Genomic DNA, 15,642 nt, shown 5'->3' with positions numbered 1-15,642 from the left:
CAACGGCCTTCCTGCACCTGTGACCAGGACGACGAGCGGCACCCGTAGAGTGCCTCCTCGTGCGGCTCGTCATTGCGAAGTGCTCGGTGGACTACGAGGGCCGGCTCTCGGCCCACCTGCCCCTGGCCACCCGGCTCCTGCTCGTCAAGGTCGACGGGTCGGTGCTCGTCCACAGCGACGGCGGGTCCTACAAGCCGCTCAACTGGATGTCGCCGCCCTGCGCGATGGCCGAGGTCACCCCCGAGGAGCACGAGGCCGCCGACGGCGTCAGCGCGGTGTGGGTCGTGCAGCACGCCAAGTCCGAGGACCGCCTCCGCGTGCTCATCCACGAGGTGCTGCACGACTCCTCGCACGACCTCGGCGTCGACCCCGGCCTCATCAAGGACGGCGTCGAGGCGCACCTGCAGAAGCTCCTCGCCGAGCACATCCACACCCTCGGCGACGGCTGGACGCTGGTCCGGCGCGAGTACATGACCGCGATCGGGCCGGTCGACATCCTGTGCAAGGACGCCGCCGGCGCCTCGGTGGCCGTCGAGATCAAGCGACGCGGCGACATCGACGGCGTCGAGCAGCTGACCCGCTACCTCGAGCTGATGAACCGCGACCCGCACCTCGCGCCGGTCACCGGGGTCTTCGCCGCGCAGGAGATCAAGCCGCAGGCGCGGACCCTGGCCACCGACCGCGGCATCCGCTGCGTGACCCTCGACTACGACGCCCTCAAGGGCATCGACACCAGCGAGCACCGCCTCTTCTAGGCAGCTGGTCCGGGCAGCTCGTCCGGGCAGCTCCTCCAGGCCACGTCTCCAGGCCCCGTCTCCAGGCCGTCGGCTCAGACGACCGAGCGGTCCACCGAGCCGGGCCAGCACCGCACGGCGAAGCCGTCCCCGTCGACGGCCACCTCGGCCACCCCGCAGTTGGGCAGGAAGGCCGCCGCCGCCAGGTCGGCCCGCACCCGCCCGTCGATCCGCGGCAGCACGAACGACATCACTCCCCCGTGGCTGAACACGAGCACCGTCTCGCCGCGGTGCTGGTCGGCGATCGACAGCAGCGCCTCGCGGTACCGCGCCACGACCTCGGCCCCGGTCTCGCCGCCCGGGATGAAGCGCCCGAGGTCGCCGTGCATCCAGGCCGTGAAGACGGACATCAGCTCGGGGTCGTCGTGGGCGCGCCCGGCGAGTGCGCCCACGGAGAACTCCTCGAGACCGGGGACGACGACGGAGTCGACGCCGAGCAGCTCCGCGGCCAGCACCCCGGACTCGACGGCGCGTTGCAGCGGGCTGGTGTGCACGCGTGCCACGTTGCGGCCGCGCAGCGACTCGGCCAGCGTGCGGACCTGCTGCCGCCCGCGCTCGCTGAGCCAGCCACCCTCGTCCGACAGCACCGACGGGTGGCCGTACTCCGCGTCCCCGTGGCGCGCCACGAGCAGCGTCGCCGGGCAGTGGAGGTCGCTCATGCCCCGAGCGTATGCCGCGTGCCCGTCGAGCGGGTTCAGCGCAGGGCGAGGAGGGCGAGCAGCCGGGCGGCCTCCGCCCGGACGGCGTCGCGGGCGGGGGCGAGGTAGCGGCGGGTGTCGACCACGCGCGGGTCGGCGCCGAGCACCTCCCGGACCGCGCCGGTGAAGACACCCTGCAGGTGGGTGGCGATGTTGACCTTCGTCATCCCGGCACGCACCGCTGCGGCGAGGCCATCGTCCGGGACCCCGGACGAGCCGTGCAGGACCAGCGGAACGGGGACCTGCTCGCGGATCGCGGCGATGAGCTCGAGGTCGAGGGCGGCCGTGCGCTCGGTCATCGCGTGCGACGTGCCGACCGCGACGGCGAGCGCGTCCACCCCGGTGTCCTCGACGAACCGCGCGGCGTCGTGCGGGTCGGTGCGGGCGCCCGGCGCGTGCACGCCGTCCTTGCCGCCGATCTCGCCGAGCTCGGCCTCGACCGCGACACCGGCACCGTGGCACTCGCGCACGACCTCCCGGGTCTCGGCTCGGTTGCGGTCGTCCGGCAGCGTCGAGCCGTCGAACATCACGGACGTGAACCCGAGGCCCAGCGCCTCGGTGACCAGCTCGCGGGAGGTGGCGTGGTCGAGGTGCAGGACCACCCGGGCCGGCGACTGCTCGGCCAGCGCCCGGGTCGCGGCGGCGAGCGGCGCGAGCGACCCGTGCCAACGCACGGTGTTCTCGCTGACCTGCAGCACCACCGGCAGCCCCGCGTCCTCCGCGGCACCGACCAGGGCCTCCGCGTGCTCGAGGTGGATGACGTTGAACGCCCCCACGCCGTGCCCGGCCTGCCGGGCCTCCTGCAGCACCTCGTCCAGTCCGACCAGCACCTCAGCGCACCTCCGTGCCCTCGAGCGTGACGAGCCCGCGCAGCCGCGAGACGTCCTCGACCGCCACCTCGCCCGCGACCGGGCGCAGGACGGCCGCCGCCGACCACGCGACCGCGTCGCCCAGGACGTCCGGCCAGGCCGAGCCGCGGGCCAGGCCCGTCGCGACCGCGGCGACGCAGGCGTCGCCGGCGCCGGTGGGGTTGCCCCTCAGTGGCTCGCGCAGCCCGGCCCGCAGCACCGTGCCGTCGGGTTCGACCAGGACCATGCCGTCGGCGCCGAGGGAGACCAGCACATGCCGGGCGCCCTTGCGCTGCAGGGCCTTGGCGCCCTCCACCGGCTCGGCGGTGCCGGTCACGGCATACAGCTCGTCGCGGTTGGGCTTGATGACGTCGGGGCCGCTGGGCAGGGCGTCGACCAGCGCGTCGCGCGAGGTGTCGAGGACGACGCGGGCGCCTGCCGCGTGGCCCGCCGCGACCAGCGCCGCGCACCCCTCGCCGCCGAACCCGGGCGGCACGCTGCCGGAGACCACGAGCACGGCGGGGCGGTGGACCCGCAGCAGTCGCTCCACGTGGACGACGAGCGCGTCGCGCAGCTCGCCCGGCCAGGACGCGCCCGGCTCGTTGAAGGCCGTGGCGTCGCCGTCCTGCGCGGAGACGACGGTGACGGTCCGGCGCGTCGTCAGGTCGCCCGGGAGCAGGTCGTGACGGATCCTCCGGCGGTCGAGGTCCGCGCGCAGCACGTCACCCGAGGGGCCGCCGACGACCCCCGTGGCCAAGACGGGCTCGCCCATCAGGGCGAGGACGGAGGCGACGTTGACCCCCTTGCCGCCCGCGCGCTCGCGGACCTGCCGCACGCGGTGGCTCGTGTGCGGCACGAGCCGGTCGACGTCGTACGTCACGTCGAGGGCGGGGTTGGGCGTGACCGTGAGGATCATGCGACGTCCCACGCCAGGCAGGCAGCGCCCAGGCACCCGGCCCGCTCCCCGAGCCGGGCCCGCTCGATCCGCGGCTCGCGCTGGAAGGTGAGCGAGGCGTGGACGGCCTCGCGCAGGGGCGCGAGCAGGGTCTCCCCGCTCTGCGCCAGCCCTCCCCCGACGAGGATGTGGTCCACCCCGGTGGCGGTCGTCATCATGACCAGGCTGCGGGCCAGGGCGGTCACCGCGTGGTCCCAGACCGCAGCGGCGTCGGCGTCGCCGGCCCGGACGAGCCCCGCGACGGCCTCGGCGTCGAGCGGCGCACCGCCGCGCCCGGCCGTCCGCGCGGCATACGCCCGTGCGACGGCGGCCGCAGAGGCCACGGTCTCGAGGCAGCCGCGCTGGCCGCACGGGCAGGGCAGTCCCTCGGGCTCGACGACGACGTGGCCGATCTCGCCGGCCCAGCCGTCGGCAGCCACGACGTGGCCGTCGAGCATGAGCGCACCGGCGATCCCCGTGCCGAGGGGGATGAAGAGGACGTTGCGCGAGCCGGCCGCGGCGCCCCACGCGACCTCCGCCCGCAGGCCGGCGCGCACGTCGTGGCCCAGTGCCACGGGCATGCCGAGCAGCTCGGACAGGGGTGCGGTGACCGGAAGGTCGCGCCAGCCGAGGTTCGACGCCCAGACCGCGACACCCCGCACGTCGTCGACGATGCCCGGGACGACGACACCGGCCGCGACGACCTCGGGGGTGTCCCCGACGGCGTCCTCGGGCGCGGTGGGGTCCGCGCGCCCGACGGCGTCCTCGGGTCCGACGTGGCCGCTGAGGTCGGCGGCGGCCTCCCGGAGGGCTGCCACGGTCTCGGCCACGGCCCGGACGAGCGCGCCGGGCACGTCGAGAGCGGCAGGCGTCGGCCGCGTGAGGGTCACCACCTCGCGACCCTCCCGGTCCACGAGGGCGGCCTTCATCCGGGTGCCGCCGACGTCGACGGCGGCCACGACGGCGGTCACCGCTCAGACCACCTCCACCGTCACGCCGGCCGCCCGCAGGTCAGCGACGGCGGCAGGGTCGGCGGTGTCGTCGGTGACGACCGTCTCGATGCGCGAGGGCAGGCAGATGCGGGCGAACGCCCGGGCGCCGATCTTGGCCCCCGTCGCAACGACGACGACGCGGTCGGCTCGCTCGACCATGAGCGCGTTGATCCCCGCCTCGCCCTCGTGGTGGCACATCGCCCCCGCCCCGCCGGAGACCGCGTCGACGCCGAGGACGACGGTGTCGAGCCACAGCTCGTTGAGCACCATGGTGGCGAGCGGCCCCGACAGCTCGTAGGACTCGGGCCGGGCGACCCCGCCGAGGGACACGCAGCGCACGAAGGGCCGCAGGACCATCTCGGTGGCGATGTTGAGGGCGTTGGTGACGACGGTGATCGCGGGCCGGTTGGAGGACATCGCGAGGTCGGACCGGGCGGCGAGGCGACGGGCGACGGCACTGGTCGTGGTGCCGCCGTTGAAGCCGACCACGGTGCCGTCCCGCACCAGGTCGGCCGCGTGGGCGGCGATCCGCTCCTTGGCGTCGTCGGCGCCGGCCTGCTTGTAGCGCGCGGGCAGGTCGTAGGCGACGGCCGTGGCGACGATGCCGCCGTGCGTCCGGGTCACGAGCTGCTGGGCGGCGAGGTCGCCGAAGTCGCGCCGGACGGTCGCCTCGGAGACGCCCAGGACGTCGACGACCTCACCGACGCTGAGCCGGCCGCGCTCGGCGAGCAGGCCGAGCAGGGCGCTCCACCGGGCACCCCGGTCGAGGGACTTCGCTGCGCCGTTGGCCACGCCTGCTCCCTTCAGCAGCCCCTGATCGTTTTGTTTCGTTTGTCGGGTACTTCACTCACGAACAGGCGACCCTGTCGCACACCTTGGCGCGCAGGCCTGCTCGGCGTCAAGCGGATCCGCACGCATCCGCGCGCAGCAGGACTGAACGGACCGATCAGGACGACCTGCGCTTGACTGATCGAATCTGATTGCCCGAGACTCTGAGCAGTCTAAATCACTCAGGCCAGGCGAAGGAGCCCCGACCCATGACCGAGCACGCCAGCCACCTCGCCGCCGAGATCGCCAGCCAGCCCGACGACTGGGTGGCCGTCCTGGGCCGGCTCGACGAGGCCCGCGCGGCCCTCCCCGCCCCCGGCGAGCGCGTCGCCGTCGTCGGCTGCGGCACGAGCTACTACATGGCGCAGGCGTATGCCGTCCTGCGTGAGGCCGCGGGGCACGGCCACACCGAGGCCCATGCCGCCAGCGAGTACCCCCACACCCGCACCTTCGACCGGGTCGTCGCGATCTCCCGCTCGGGCACCACGACCGAGGTGGTCGAGCTGGTCGGGCGACTCGCCGAGCAGGGCCGGCGCACCACCGCCATCGTGGCCACCGAGGGCACGCCCATCCCCGACCTCGCGGAGCGCACGCTGCTGCTGCCCGAGGTCGACGAGCAGTCCGTCGTGCAGACCCGCTTCGCCACGACGACGCTCGCCCTGCTGCGCGCGACCCTCGGAGAGGACGTCGCGGCGGTCGCCGAGCAGGCCCGCGCGGTGCTCGCCGAGGACGAGGAGTCGGCGCTGGCCGGCGTGGCCGACGCCGAGCAGCTCACCTTCCTCGGCCGTGGCTGGACCGTCGGCCTGGCCCAGGAGGCGGCGCTCAAGCTGCGCGAGTCGGCGCAGTTCTGGACCGAGGCCTACCCCGCGATGGAGTACCGCCACGGCCCGATCAGCATCGCCACGACCGGCCGCGCGACGTGGGCGTTCGGCGAGGTGCCGAGCGGGCTGGCCGAGGACGTCCGGGCGACCGGGGCGTGGTTCGAGCACCGCGACATCGACCCACTCGCGGACCTCGTGCGGCTGCACCGGCTCTGCCTGGTCAAGGCGCGACGCGCCGGGGTCGACCCGGATCGACCGCGCCACCTGACCCGGTCCATCATCCTGTCGTGACCTCGACGCCTGCCGACACCACAGTCCTGCTGCCCGGACGCACCGTCCTGCCCGACCGCGTGGTGGCGGACGGCGCCGTCGTCGTCGACGGCAGCACCATCGCGTATGCCGGCGAGCGCGACGCGCTGCCGGCGCAGTGGGCGAAGGCATCCACTCCCCCCGGCTGGGAGCCGGGCGCGACGATCCTGCCCGGCCTCGTCGACCTGCACTGCCACGGCGGCGACGGCGGGGAGTTCGGCACCGACGCGGACTCTGCGAACCGGGCCGTGGCACGCCACCACCGGGCCGGCAGCACCTCGGTCGTCGGCTCGCTCGTCTCCGCGCCGCAGGACGTCCTGCTCGCCGGTATCGCGACCCTGGTCCCCCTCGCCGAGTCCGGTGACCTCGCGGGCATCCACCTCGAGGGACCGTTCCTGTCGGTCGACCGCTGCGGTGCGCAGAACCCCGACGCCCTGACCGACCCCGACGCCGCCTTCGTCGAGCGGGTCGCAGCGGCGGCCGGGCCGTGGTTCGCGCACATGACGTACGCCCCGGAGCGCGCCGGCGCCGACGAGCTGCCGGTGCGCCTCGCTGCCGCCGGGGCCCTCGCGGCCGTCGGGCACACCGACGCCCCCTGGGAGGTGGCCGCCGCCGCCCTCGAGCGGGTCCGGTCCGCCGGTGCCCGCGGCGGCCGGCCGCTGGTGACCCACCTGTTCAACGGCATGCCCCCGCTGCACCACCGCACCCCGGGACCGGTCGCGGCGGCTCTCGCCGCCGCCGCCCGGGGCGAGGCCGTCGTCGAGGTCATCGCCGACGGCGTGCACCTCGCGGCCGGCACGGTCCGGATGGTGTTCGACACGGTGGGCGCGGCGAACATCGCCCTCGTCAGCGACTCGATGTCGGCCGGTGGGCTGTCCGACGGCGAGTACACGCTCGGTGGGCAGGCCGTCCGGGTCGTGGGCCGCGAGGCCCGGCTGGTCAAGGACGGCTCGCTGGCCGGTGGCGTCTCCACCCTGCTCGAGCAGGTGCGCTGGTGCGTGCAGGACCTGGGCATCGACCTCCTCGACGCCGTGACGGCGGCGAGCCCCACGCCCGCCGCGGCCCTGTCGCTCGACGGCGTCGGGGGGCTCGCGGCCGGGCAGCACGCCGACCTGCTCGTCGTCGACGATGACCTGTCGCTGCGCCGCGTGCTCCGCCGCGGCTCCTGGCTCGACTGAGACCCGGCCGGACGGCATACGCGCCCACGGGACCGGGGCCCTCGCCAAGCGGCGGGGACCCCGGTCTGGTGTGTCACTGCGCTCAGCGCACGGTGATGGTGACCACCCCGGTGGACGGCGCGTACTTGTACGAGCCGTTGTAGACGGCGGTGACCCGGTGCGACCCCCGCGCCAGCCTCGGCAGCCGGTAGACCGTCTTTCCGCTGCGGACGGCGCCGGTCCAGAGCACCCGGCTGCCGTCCCGGAAGGTCACGGTCCCGGTCGCCCAGGAGGGCGCCACCGTGGCCGTCATGAGCGGCGGCCGGTAACCGTACGCGTACTGGGTGTAGCCCGCCCTGAGCGTCGTGCGGGTCGTGAGGCCCTTGACCGTGACCCTGACCGCGCCGGAGGAGCTGCCCACGGTGATGGCGTCCCCGCCGTACGTCGCCGTCATCGAGTGGGTCCCGCGGGTCTGGCCGGACGCCGTCCACACCGCCTTGCCACTCCTGACCGCGACCGTCCTGACCGCGCGGCCGTTGTCCTTGAACGTCACCGAGCCGGTGGACGTCGCCGGGAAGACCGTCGCGGTGTAGGTCGGCTTGCCGCCGTACGTGTACGAGGTCGTGGAGGCGTACAGCCGCGTGGCCGAGGCGACCTTGACCCCGACGACCTGCGCCCGGTTGCCGTCGGTGTTGGTGTGGTGCACCAGCAGCAGGCCGGCGGGCTTGTCCGAGGCGACGGTGGCCTGGTCACGCCGGACGCGCAGGGACTGGGTGGGCAGGTCGGTGCTCGCCAGGGTGCCCCAGTCGCCATAGGCCGCCAGGGCCGGCGACCCGATGGACAGGGTCATCGGCGCCGAGCTGGTTCCCACCGAGTCGACGGCCCCCGACTCCGCGGAGTACGACTCGACCCAGTAACGCAGCTTGGCCGACGGACCCGTGACGAGGCCGGCACTCTTGAGCGCCGCCACCGACACCGGCAGGGCGAGCGAGTCGCTGTTGAACACGTTGGTGTCGAACGACCCGTCGACGCCGTTGACCAGCTCGTCGTCGAGGACGGTGATCTTCCTGGGGTCGCGCAGGTCGACCAGCTCGGACAGGAAGTAGTCGTAGTCGTCCGTCGTCACGGCCCGGGTGTTGTAGACCACCGCGTCCGGGGTCCCGTCGGCGTTGGTGTCCAGGTACACGTCGAACTCGGTGTACGAGGCGGGCGTGCGCCACGGTCCCCAGCTGCTGATCCCGAACGTGATGAGCCCGGCCTCCATCGCCGTGGTCGCGTCGGGGTAGGTCGGCAGGTCCGAGGCGCTGCCGACGTACCGCAGGTCGGCGGAGCGGTCGTCGGCCAGGGCGACGCACCCGGTGAACAGGCTGCTCGAGCAGGCCGGCAGCTTCGCGCTGCGCCCCTGGAGCTGGAAGGTCGACACGCTCGACAGGTAGCCGGTGCCGTCGCCCGGCCCCTGCTCCACGCCCGTGCCGGTGAGCCGCAGCGACCCGTACTTCAGGCCCGCGGGCCCGGAGACCACGGCCGTGGCGGCCGAGGACATCGCCGAGGCGGGACGGGGGGCAGACCACACCGGCACGCGCAGGACGCCCGGGGTGGTGTCGCCCACCGGCGTCAGGACCATGCGGCCGCTGGCGTCCGCGCGGTAGCTGCGCTCCAGCCCGAGGTCCAGCGGGTCGCTGCTGGTCGTCGGGTCCTCCACGGCCCGCAGCTGCGAGCGCGTGATGGTCGCGGTGACCGTGACGTCGACCGAGCCGCCGGCGGGGACGCTGACCTGGGCCGGGCTGAACGTGTACGTCACGCCCGGCGTCGGGTGCGCCGGCTGGTAGGAGACGGCGTATGCCGCGGTGCCGGCCGATCCCTTGTTCTCGACCCGGACCGTCTTGCGCAGCGTGGTGGTCGGCGCGGTCACCGCGACCGGGCCGAACGAGACACCCACCGCACCGGGGGTGTCCTTGACGTACGCGAGGGTGGTCGTGTCAACCCCTCCCGCGACCTGGACGCGACCCGAGCCGACCCGCTCCGGGCCGTACGAGGCGCCCGTGTGGTTGGGCCCGACGTAGACGTCCTGGGTCGCGCTGTTCATGATCGCGGCCTTGACCTCTTCCACCGACCACGTCGGGTGCGAGGCCCGCACGAGGGCAGCCTCACCGGCGACGTGCGGCGAGGCCATCGAGGTGCCGCTCTCGGCGATGCCCTCGTTGCCCGTGCCGACCGCGACCGAGAAGGTCGTGACGCCGGGCGCCGCGACGTCGGGCTTGACGGTGCCGGCGACGCCGATGCCACGCGAGGAGAAGCCAGCGAGCTGGTCGACCGCGCCCTTGTTCACGACGGTCACGGCGTTGCGCAGCGCGTCGGTCATGGTGACGTCGACCGGCGTCGACGCGTCGAGGGCGGCCTTGATCGCCTTGGTCGCCTGGTTCACCGTGAGCATCGCGGGGATGCGTGCGTCGCCGAGGACCCCGGCAGAGAACGAGTTGACGTCGCTGCCGAAGATGACGCCGGCAGCCCCCGCGGCGACGAGGTTCGCCGAACGCCCGGCCGAGCCGCAGCGACGGCCGGTGCCGTCGTACCACTTGGTGAGGACGACCTTGCCCGCGACCTTCGCGGCATCCGTGGAGGACAGGGCGGTGCAGGCGTCCGAGTTGTTGGCGTCCGACTCCGGCTTGCTCCAGTCCCCGAGGGTGACGACGCCGGTGTCGGTGACGCCGGGGCCCTTCACCCAGTCGTAGCTGGTGGACTTGAGCGCGGCGAAGACGTCGTCCTGCTTCCCGTCGACGGTGTCGGCGGGCTCGATGCCGGCAGGGCTGTCGACCTTGAGGCCGTCGACGACGTCGTTGCCGTCGTCGCTGGCGGCCACGGCGAGCACGCGGGTCGCGTTGCCCGGCGCCCCGCCGACCTCGTAGACGTCGCCGCTGTTGCCCATCGAGGCCACGACGACCGTGCCGAGGGCAGCCAGGGCGTTGGACGCGACGGCGTCCGGGTCATCCGGTGAGCCGTAGCTCGAGCCGAGCGACATGTTGACGACGTCGAGGTGGTCGGAGACGTCGCCGTCCCCGTTGGGGTCGGCCGCCCACTGCAGGGCCTGGCCGACGAGGTTGGTGTCACCGTCGCAGCCGAAGACCTTGAGGGCGTAGAGCTTCGCGCCGGGTGCCACACCGGGCCCGATGCTGACGTCCGCGGGCGCGATGTCCTTGTCGTAGCCACCGGCCCAGGTGTGGCCGTCCTTGGCGACGCCGAGGCCCGCCGTCGTGCCGGCGACGTGGGAGCCGTGACCCTCGCAGTCGAGCGGGTTGGCGTCAGGCACCGGTGAGTCGACGCCCTCGCTGGGGTTGTACGCGTCGCCGGCGAAGTCGTACCCGCCGACGACCTTGGCGGTCGGCGTGAACGTGTTCGTGGCCTTGGCCGCGTCGAAGGCCTCGGTGGTGCCCGGGCCGCCGAAGTCGGCGTGGGTGTAGTCGATGCCGGTGTCGATGATGCCGATCCGGACGCCCTGACCCGTCTGGCCGTTGGCGTGCCAGACCTGCGGTGCCCCGATGAGCGGCACCGACGAGGAGTTGGAGGCCTGCTTGGGCACGAGCCGGTGCACCGCCTTCACGCCGGGCAGGTCCGCGAGGGCGCGCAGCCGGCTCGCGTCCGTACGCACCGCCACGCCGGAGTACAGCGCGTGGCTGCGGTAGAGGACGCTGGCCCGGGTCGCCGAGCGGCCGAAGGCCGACTCCACACCGCGCTGCGCGCGGCGGACGGCGACGGTCTGGGCGCGCGCCGCACCCTTGGCGGCCGTGAGGCCGCGCGGGCGGGCGGACAGGAAGGCCGACGTGGCCGAGCGCGCGTCGAGCTCGATCATGACGTCGACGGCGCCCTTGGCCCCGGCCAGGGACCGGTCGACCTTCTCGCCGGCGCTGCGCTGGGTCCCGAGGCGGAACGACCCCGCGGAGGTCGTCCCGGCCGGCACGGAGGCACGCGTCCTGTGCCCGGGCTGCGAGGCAACCGAAGCGGCCGGCGCCGGGGAGGCGACCGCGGTGGTCGCCCCACCGAGGGCGGCGGCAGCGACCAGGGCGAGGGCGCTGGTTCCGACGGCGGCCACGTGGCCTCGTCGGTGGCGTGCCCGGGACGGCATCGACACGGAGGTCTCCTTGCGCGCGGCAGCCGACCATCCTCCGGCCTGCCCGGGGTCGTGGAGGGCACACGCCTCCACTGGTTCACCACGCCGCGGGCAACCTAGTCCAGCGGCACGCCCCGGGAGGGCGATTTGACCAACTGCTGACCGGATCGTGTCGAGACCTCCACCCGGCCGTCCGGGACGGCGCCGCCTCGGACCGGGACGTCCCGGCCCGTGGGGCTCAGGCCGGCTGGGCGGCCAGGGCCGGCAGCCCCCGCGAGGCGCGGATGACCTGAACGAACCGGCCCATGATCTCGGTCAGCCCGAAGTCCTTCGGGGTGAACACCTCGGCCACCCCGAGCGCCTTGAGGGCCCGGGCGTCAGCCTCGGGGATGATGCCGCCGACGATGACCGGCACGTCACCGGCGCCGGCCCGCTCGAGCCCGTCGAGGATCTCCGGCACGAGCGCCATGTGCGACCCGGACAGGATCGAGATGCCGACGAGGTGGACGTCCTCGGCGACGGCCGCCGCCACGATCTGCTCCGGCGTGAGCCGGATCCCCTGGTACACGACCTCGAACCCGGCATCGCGTGCCCGGACCGCCACCTGCTCGGCCCCGTTGCTGTGACCGTCCAGGCCCGGCTTGGCCACGAGCACCCGCAGCCGCTCGCCCAGCTCCTCGCCGGTCCGGCGCACCTGGTCGCGCACCTCGCGCAGCTCGGCGCTCCCCGCCTCGCCGGTGACGCCGACGGAGCCGGAGACGCCCGTGGGGGCACGGAACTCCCCGAACACGTCGCGGAGCGCCTGGGCCCACTCCCCCGTGGTGACGTCGGCGCGCGCCGCCTCGAGCGAGGCTCCCATGAGGTTGGTGCCCGTACGCGCGTCCTCACGCAGGCGCGCCAGCGCGGCCTCCGCACGTTCCCGGCGCCCCGGGTCGGCGTCGCGCTCCTCGCGCCAGCGGCGGACCGCCTCCGCGGCCTTGACCTCGACGTCGTGGTCGACCGTCTGGATCGCGGCGTCGAGGTCCGCGGTGAGCGGGTTGGGCTCGGTGGTCTCGAACTTGTTGACGCCGACGACGACGTCCTCGCCGGACTCGATCCGGGCCCGGCGCAGCGAGTGCGACGCCACGAGCGCGGACTTCATGTACCCGCTCTCGACCGCGGCGACCGCCCCGCCCATCTCCTGCACTCGGGCGATCTCCGCGCGCGCACCCTGGAGCAGCTCGGCCACCTTGGCCTCGACCACGGCGGACCCGGTGAAGAGGTCGTCGTACTCGAGCAGGTCCGACTCGTACGCGAGGACCTGCTGCATCCGCAGCGACCACTGCTGGTCCCACGGCCGCGGCAGCCCGAGGGCCTCGTTCCACGCCGGCAGCTGCACCGCGCGGGCCCGGGCGTCCTTGCTCAGCGTCACCGCGAGCATCTCCAGCACGATGCGCTGGACGTTGTTCTCCGGCTGGGCCTCCGTGAGCCCGAGGCTGTTGACCTGCACGCCGTACCGGAAGCGCCGCTGCTTGGGGTCCTGCACGCCGTACCGCTCACGGGTGAGCTCGTCCCAGAGCGCGACGAACGCGCGCATCTTGCACATCTCCTCGACGAACCGGACCCCGGCGTTGACGAAGAACGAGATCCGCGCGACCACCTCGCCGAACCGGTCCGGCGGCACCTGGCCCGAGTCGCGCACGGCGTCCAGGACCGCGATGGCGGTGCACATGGAGTAGGCGATCTCCTGCACGGGGGTCGCCCCGGCCTCCTGCAAGTGGTAGCTGCAGATGTTCGTCGGGTTCCACTTGGGGATCTCGGCCACCGTGTAGGCGACCATGTCGGTGATCAGCCGCAGCGAGGGGCCCGGCGCGAAGACGTACGTCCCGCGCGACAGGTACTCCTTGATGATGTCGTTCTGGGTGGTGCCGGCGAGCGCCCGCACGGCCTCGGCGGGGTCCCGGCCCTCGGCGACGGCCTGCTCCTCGGCCACCACCTGGTACATCGCGAGCAGCCACATGGCGGTCGCGTTGATGGTCATCGAGGTGTTCATCCGGTCCAGCGGGATCGAGTCGAACAGCGCCCGCATGTCCCCGACGTGGGAGATCGGCACCCCCACCTTGCCGACCTCGCCGCGGGCGAGCGGGTGGTCCGGGTCGTACCCGGTCTGCGTCGGCAGGTCGAAGGCGACCGAGAGCCCGGTCTGGCCCTTGTCGAGGTTGCGGCGGTAGAGCGCGTTGCTGGCCGCGGCGCTGGAGTGGCCGGCATACGTGCGCATGACCCAGGGTCGGTCGCGCTGCGGACGGGCGGGCGCGGCGGCGTCGGGCACGGGGACGTCGGTGGGCTCGGCCATGGGGCCGAAAGTACCTGCGGGTAGCGCCCGCAGGGAGGGGCTCAGGCGGTGACGGCCACCACAGGCACGGCATCCTCGCCGTCACGGAGCACGAGCGCGCGGTCGAGCCGTGACGCACGCAACAGGCGCCCGGTGCGCTCGGTCATGTCGACGACGGCCAGGCGGCGACCGGCACGGCGGGCCCGGTTGTACGCCTCGACGAGGACCCCCAGACCGGTGGCGTCACCGATCTCGGCACCGGCGAGGCGCATGTGCACGTCCCCGTTCCCCGTGTCGATGATCTCGTGGAGCAGCAGCCGGACGTCGGGCACGGAGTGGACGTCGATGCGCCCCGTGATGGCGACCTCCTGGCCCCCGCCCACCGCGCGGACCGCGACCGGCAGGGCCCCCTCGCTGCTGACCGACATGCGAACCCCCTCGTCCGTTGCAGACATTCACCCACACCGACGGTCGAAGAGGGGTCGACGGTTGTCGCGGGCATGGTCAAGATCCGGTAACGGCCTCCCCGGTCGCCCGGCGAGCGGGTGCCGGTCAGAGGTAGGGGGCGTCGTCCGGCTCGCGGGTCACGTCGGCCCCGAGCCCCTGCATGGCCTCGGCGAAGCCGGCGTACCCGCGGTCGACGTGCTGGGCCCCGCTCACGGTGGTGACGCCGTCGGCCACGAGGCCGGCGATGACGAGCGCGGCCCCGGCCCGGATGTCGCTGGCCTCGACCGGTGCCCCGGAGAGCCGCTCGACGCCGTGGACCATGACGTGGTGCCCGTCGATCCGGGTCTCGGCGCCGAGCCGGTTGAGCTCCTGCACGGTGCGGAACCGCGCCTCGAAGAGGTTCTCGGTGATCATGGCGGACCCGTCGGCGACGGCGTTCGCGGCGAGCGCGAAGGGCTGCAGGTCGGTCGGGAACCCCGGGTACGGGAGCGTCGCCACGTCGAAGGCGGTCGCGCGCCGGCCGCCGGTGTCGACCCGGAACCCGCGCGCCGTCGGCTCGACCGTGGCGCCGCTGGCCCGGACCAGCTCGAGCGCGGCGGTCAGGTGCTCCGGCACGCCGCCCACCACCTCGACCGTGCCGCGGGTCGCGACCGCCGCGAACGCCCACGTGCCGGCGGCGATGCGGTCGGCCACCACGGCGTGCTCGGTCGGGTGCAGGGCGTCGACGCCCTCGATCTCGACGACGGACGTCCCCGCGCCGGTGACCCTGGCCCCCATCGAGTTGAGCATCTCGGCGAGGTCGACGATCTCCGGCTCGCGGGCGGCGTTCTCCAGCCGGGTCGTGCCCTGCGCGAGCACCGAGGCCGTGAGGACGTTCTCGGTGGCCCCGACGCTCGGGAACTCGAGGTGGATCTCGGCGCCGGAGAGGCCGCGCGGCGCCTCGGCGACGAGGAAGCCGTGGGTGACGTGGACGCTCGCACCGAGCGCCTCGAGGCCGGCGGCGTGCAGGTCCAGGCCGCGGGAGCCGATGGCGTCCCCGCCCGGGACGGCGACGTCGGCCGCACCCGTGCGCGCGACCAGCGGCCCGAGGACCGCCGTCGACGCGCGCAGGGCGCGGACGAGGTCGTAGTCGGCGCGGTGGCCGACCTGCTCCGGCACGTCGATCTCGACGACCCCGGTCGGGGCGTCGTAGTCGACCGTGCAGCCCAGGCGTCGCAGCAGCTCGGCCATGATGGTCACGTCGAGGATGGCCGGGACGTTGGTCAGGCGCGTCCGGCCCACCGCCAGCAGGGCGGCCGCCATCAGCTTCAGGGCGCTGTTCTTGGCGCCCCACACGGGCACCTCGCCCTGCAGGCTGGCACCACCCACGACACGGAATCTCTCGGCCACCGGCACACC

The 15,642-nt window shown here is 74.1% G+C and carries 12 protein-coding genes; 3 read left to right on the top strand and 9 right to left on the bottom strand.

What is annotated here, in order from left to right; translation table 11 throughout:
- Positions 1-59 precede the first annotated feature (59 nt).
- The gene (nucS, locus tag J2X64_RS13030) at positions 60-755 is read left to right on the top strand and encodes an endonuclease NucS (protein ID WP_310155070.1); all 696 of its coding nucleotides are present in this window, start codon (positions 60-62) and stop codon (positions 753-755) included.
- A 74-nt stretch (positions 756-829) separates the two neighbouring features.
- On the opposite strand, the gene J2X64_RS13025 is transcribed toward nucS, so the two are convergent.
- Genes J2X64_RS13025 through J2X64_RS13005 form a run of 5 tightly spaced genes read right to left on the bottom strand, consistent with a single transcriptional unit; the run spans position 830 to position 5,058 of the window.
- Complete coding sequence (locus J2X64_RS13025; protein WP_310155067.1) at positions 830-1,453, bottom strand: histidine phosphatase family protein; 624 nt, start codon at positions 1,451-1,453, stop codon at positions 830-832.
- Positions 1,454-1,488: 35 nt separating this feature from the next.
- The gene (locus J2X64_RS13020; protein WP_310155064.1) at positions 1,489-2,322 is read right to left on the bottom strand and encodes a class II fructose-bisphosphate aldolase; all 834 of its coding nucleotides are present in this window, start codon (positions 2,320-2,322) and stop codon (positions 1,489-1,491) included.
- A gap of 1 nt (position 2,323) precedes the next feature.
- Positions 2,324-3,256: a hexose kinase gene (locus J2X64_RS13015; RefSeq protein ID WP_310155061.1), complete on the bottom strand. Its 933-nt coding sequence runs from the start codon at positions 3,254-3,256 to the stop codon at positions 2,324-2,326.
- Positions 3,253-4,245, bottom strand: coding sequence for an ROK family protein (locus J2X64_RS13010; protein WP_310155057.1), 993 nt, complete (start codon positions 4,243-4,245; stop codon positions 3,253-3,255). The genes J2X64_RS13015 and J2X64_RS13010 overlap by 4 nt, the downstream gene beginning before the upstream one ends.
- 3 nt (positions 4,246-4,248) lie before the next feature.
- Entirely contained in the window at positions 4,249-5,058 is an 810-nt protein-coding gene (locus tag J2X64_RS13005; RefSeq protein WP_310155054.1) for a DeoR/GlpR family DNA-binding transcription regulator, read from the bottom strand.
- 245 nt (positions 5,059-5,303) lie between these two features.
- On the opposite strand from J2X64_RS13005, the gene J2X64_RS13000 reads away from it, so the two are divergent.
- Together J2X64_RS13000 and J2X64_RS12995 are read left to right on the top strand one after the other, a co-directional pair.
- On the top strand, positions 5,304-6,206 hold the full coding sequence (locus tag J2X64_RS13000) for an SIS domain-containing protein (RefSeq protein WP_310155051.1): 903 nt from the start codon (positions 5,304-5,306) through the stop codon (positions 6,204-6,206).
- On the top strand, positions 6,203-7,402 hold the full coding sequence (locus tag J2X64_RS12995; protein WP_310155048.1) for an amidohydrolase family protein: 1,200 nt from the start codon (positions 6,203-6,205) through the stop codon (positions 7,400-7,402). Before J2X64_RS13000 ends, J2X64_RS12995 begins: the two co-directional genes overlap by 4 nt.
- An 82-nt stretch (positions 7,403-7,484) precedes the next feature.
- On the opposite strand, the gene J2X64_RS12990 is transcribed toward J2X64_RS12995, so the two are convergent.
- The 4 genes from J2X64_RS12990 to murA all read right to left on the bottom strand — a co-directional run bounded on the left by J2X64_RS12990 (position 7,485) and on the right by murA (position 15,633).
- Entirely contained in the window at positions 7,485-11,468 is a 3,984-nt protein-coding gene (locus J2X64_RS12990; protein ID WP_310155045.1) for a S8 family serine peptidase, read from the bottom strand.
- A gap of 256 nt (positions 11,469-11,724) precedes the next feature.
- The gene (locus tag J2X64_RS12985; protein ID WP_310155875.1) at positions 11,725-13,743 is read right to left on the bottom strand and encodes a protein meaA; all 2,019 of its coding nucleotides are present in this window, start codon (positions 13,741-13,743) and stop codon (positions 11,725-11,727) included.
- Positions 13,744-13,859: 116 nt separating this feature from the next.
- Positions 13,860-14,225 carry an STAS domain-containing protein gene (locus J2X64_RS12980; protein ID WP_310155042.1) on the bottom strand — a complete coding sequence of 122 codons (366 nt, stop codon included), beginning with the start codon at positions 14,223-14,225 and terminating at the stop codon, positions 13,860-13,862.
- A 124-nt stretch (positions 14,226-14,349) separates the two neighbouring features.
- On the bottom strand, positions 14,350-15,633 hold the full coding sequence (gene murA / locus J2X64_RS12975; protein WP_310155039.1) for a UDP-N-acetylglucosamine 1-carboxyvinyltransferase: 1,284 nt from the start codon (positions 15,631-15,633) through the stop codon (positions 14,350-14,352).
- Between the last annotated feature and the right edge of the window lie 9 nt (positions 15,634-15,642).

The sequence above is a fragment of the Phycicoccus sp. 3266 genome (assembly GCF_031456495.1).
GTDB lineage: Bacteria > Actinomycetota > Actinomycetes > Actinomycetales > Dermatophilaceae > Pedococcus.
This window is presented reverse-complemented; position numbering and strand designations above follow the sequence as displayed.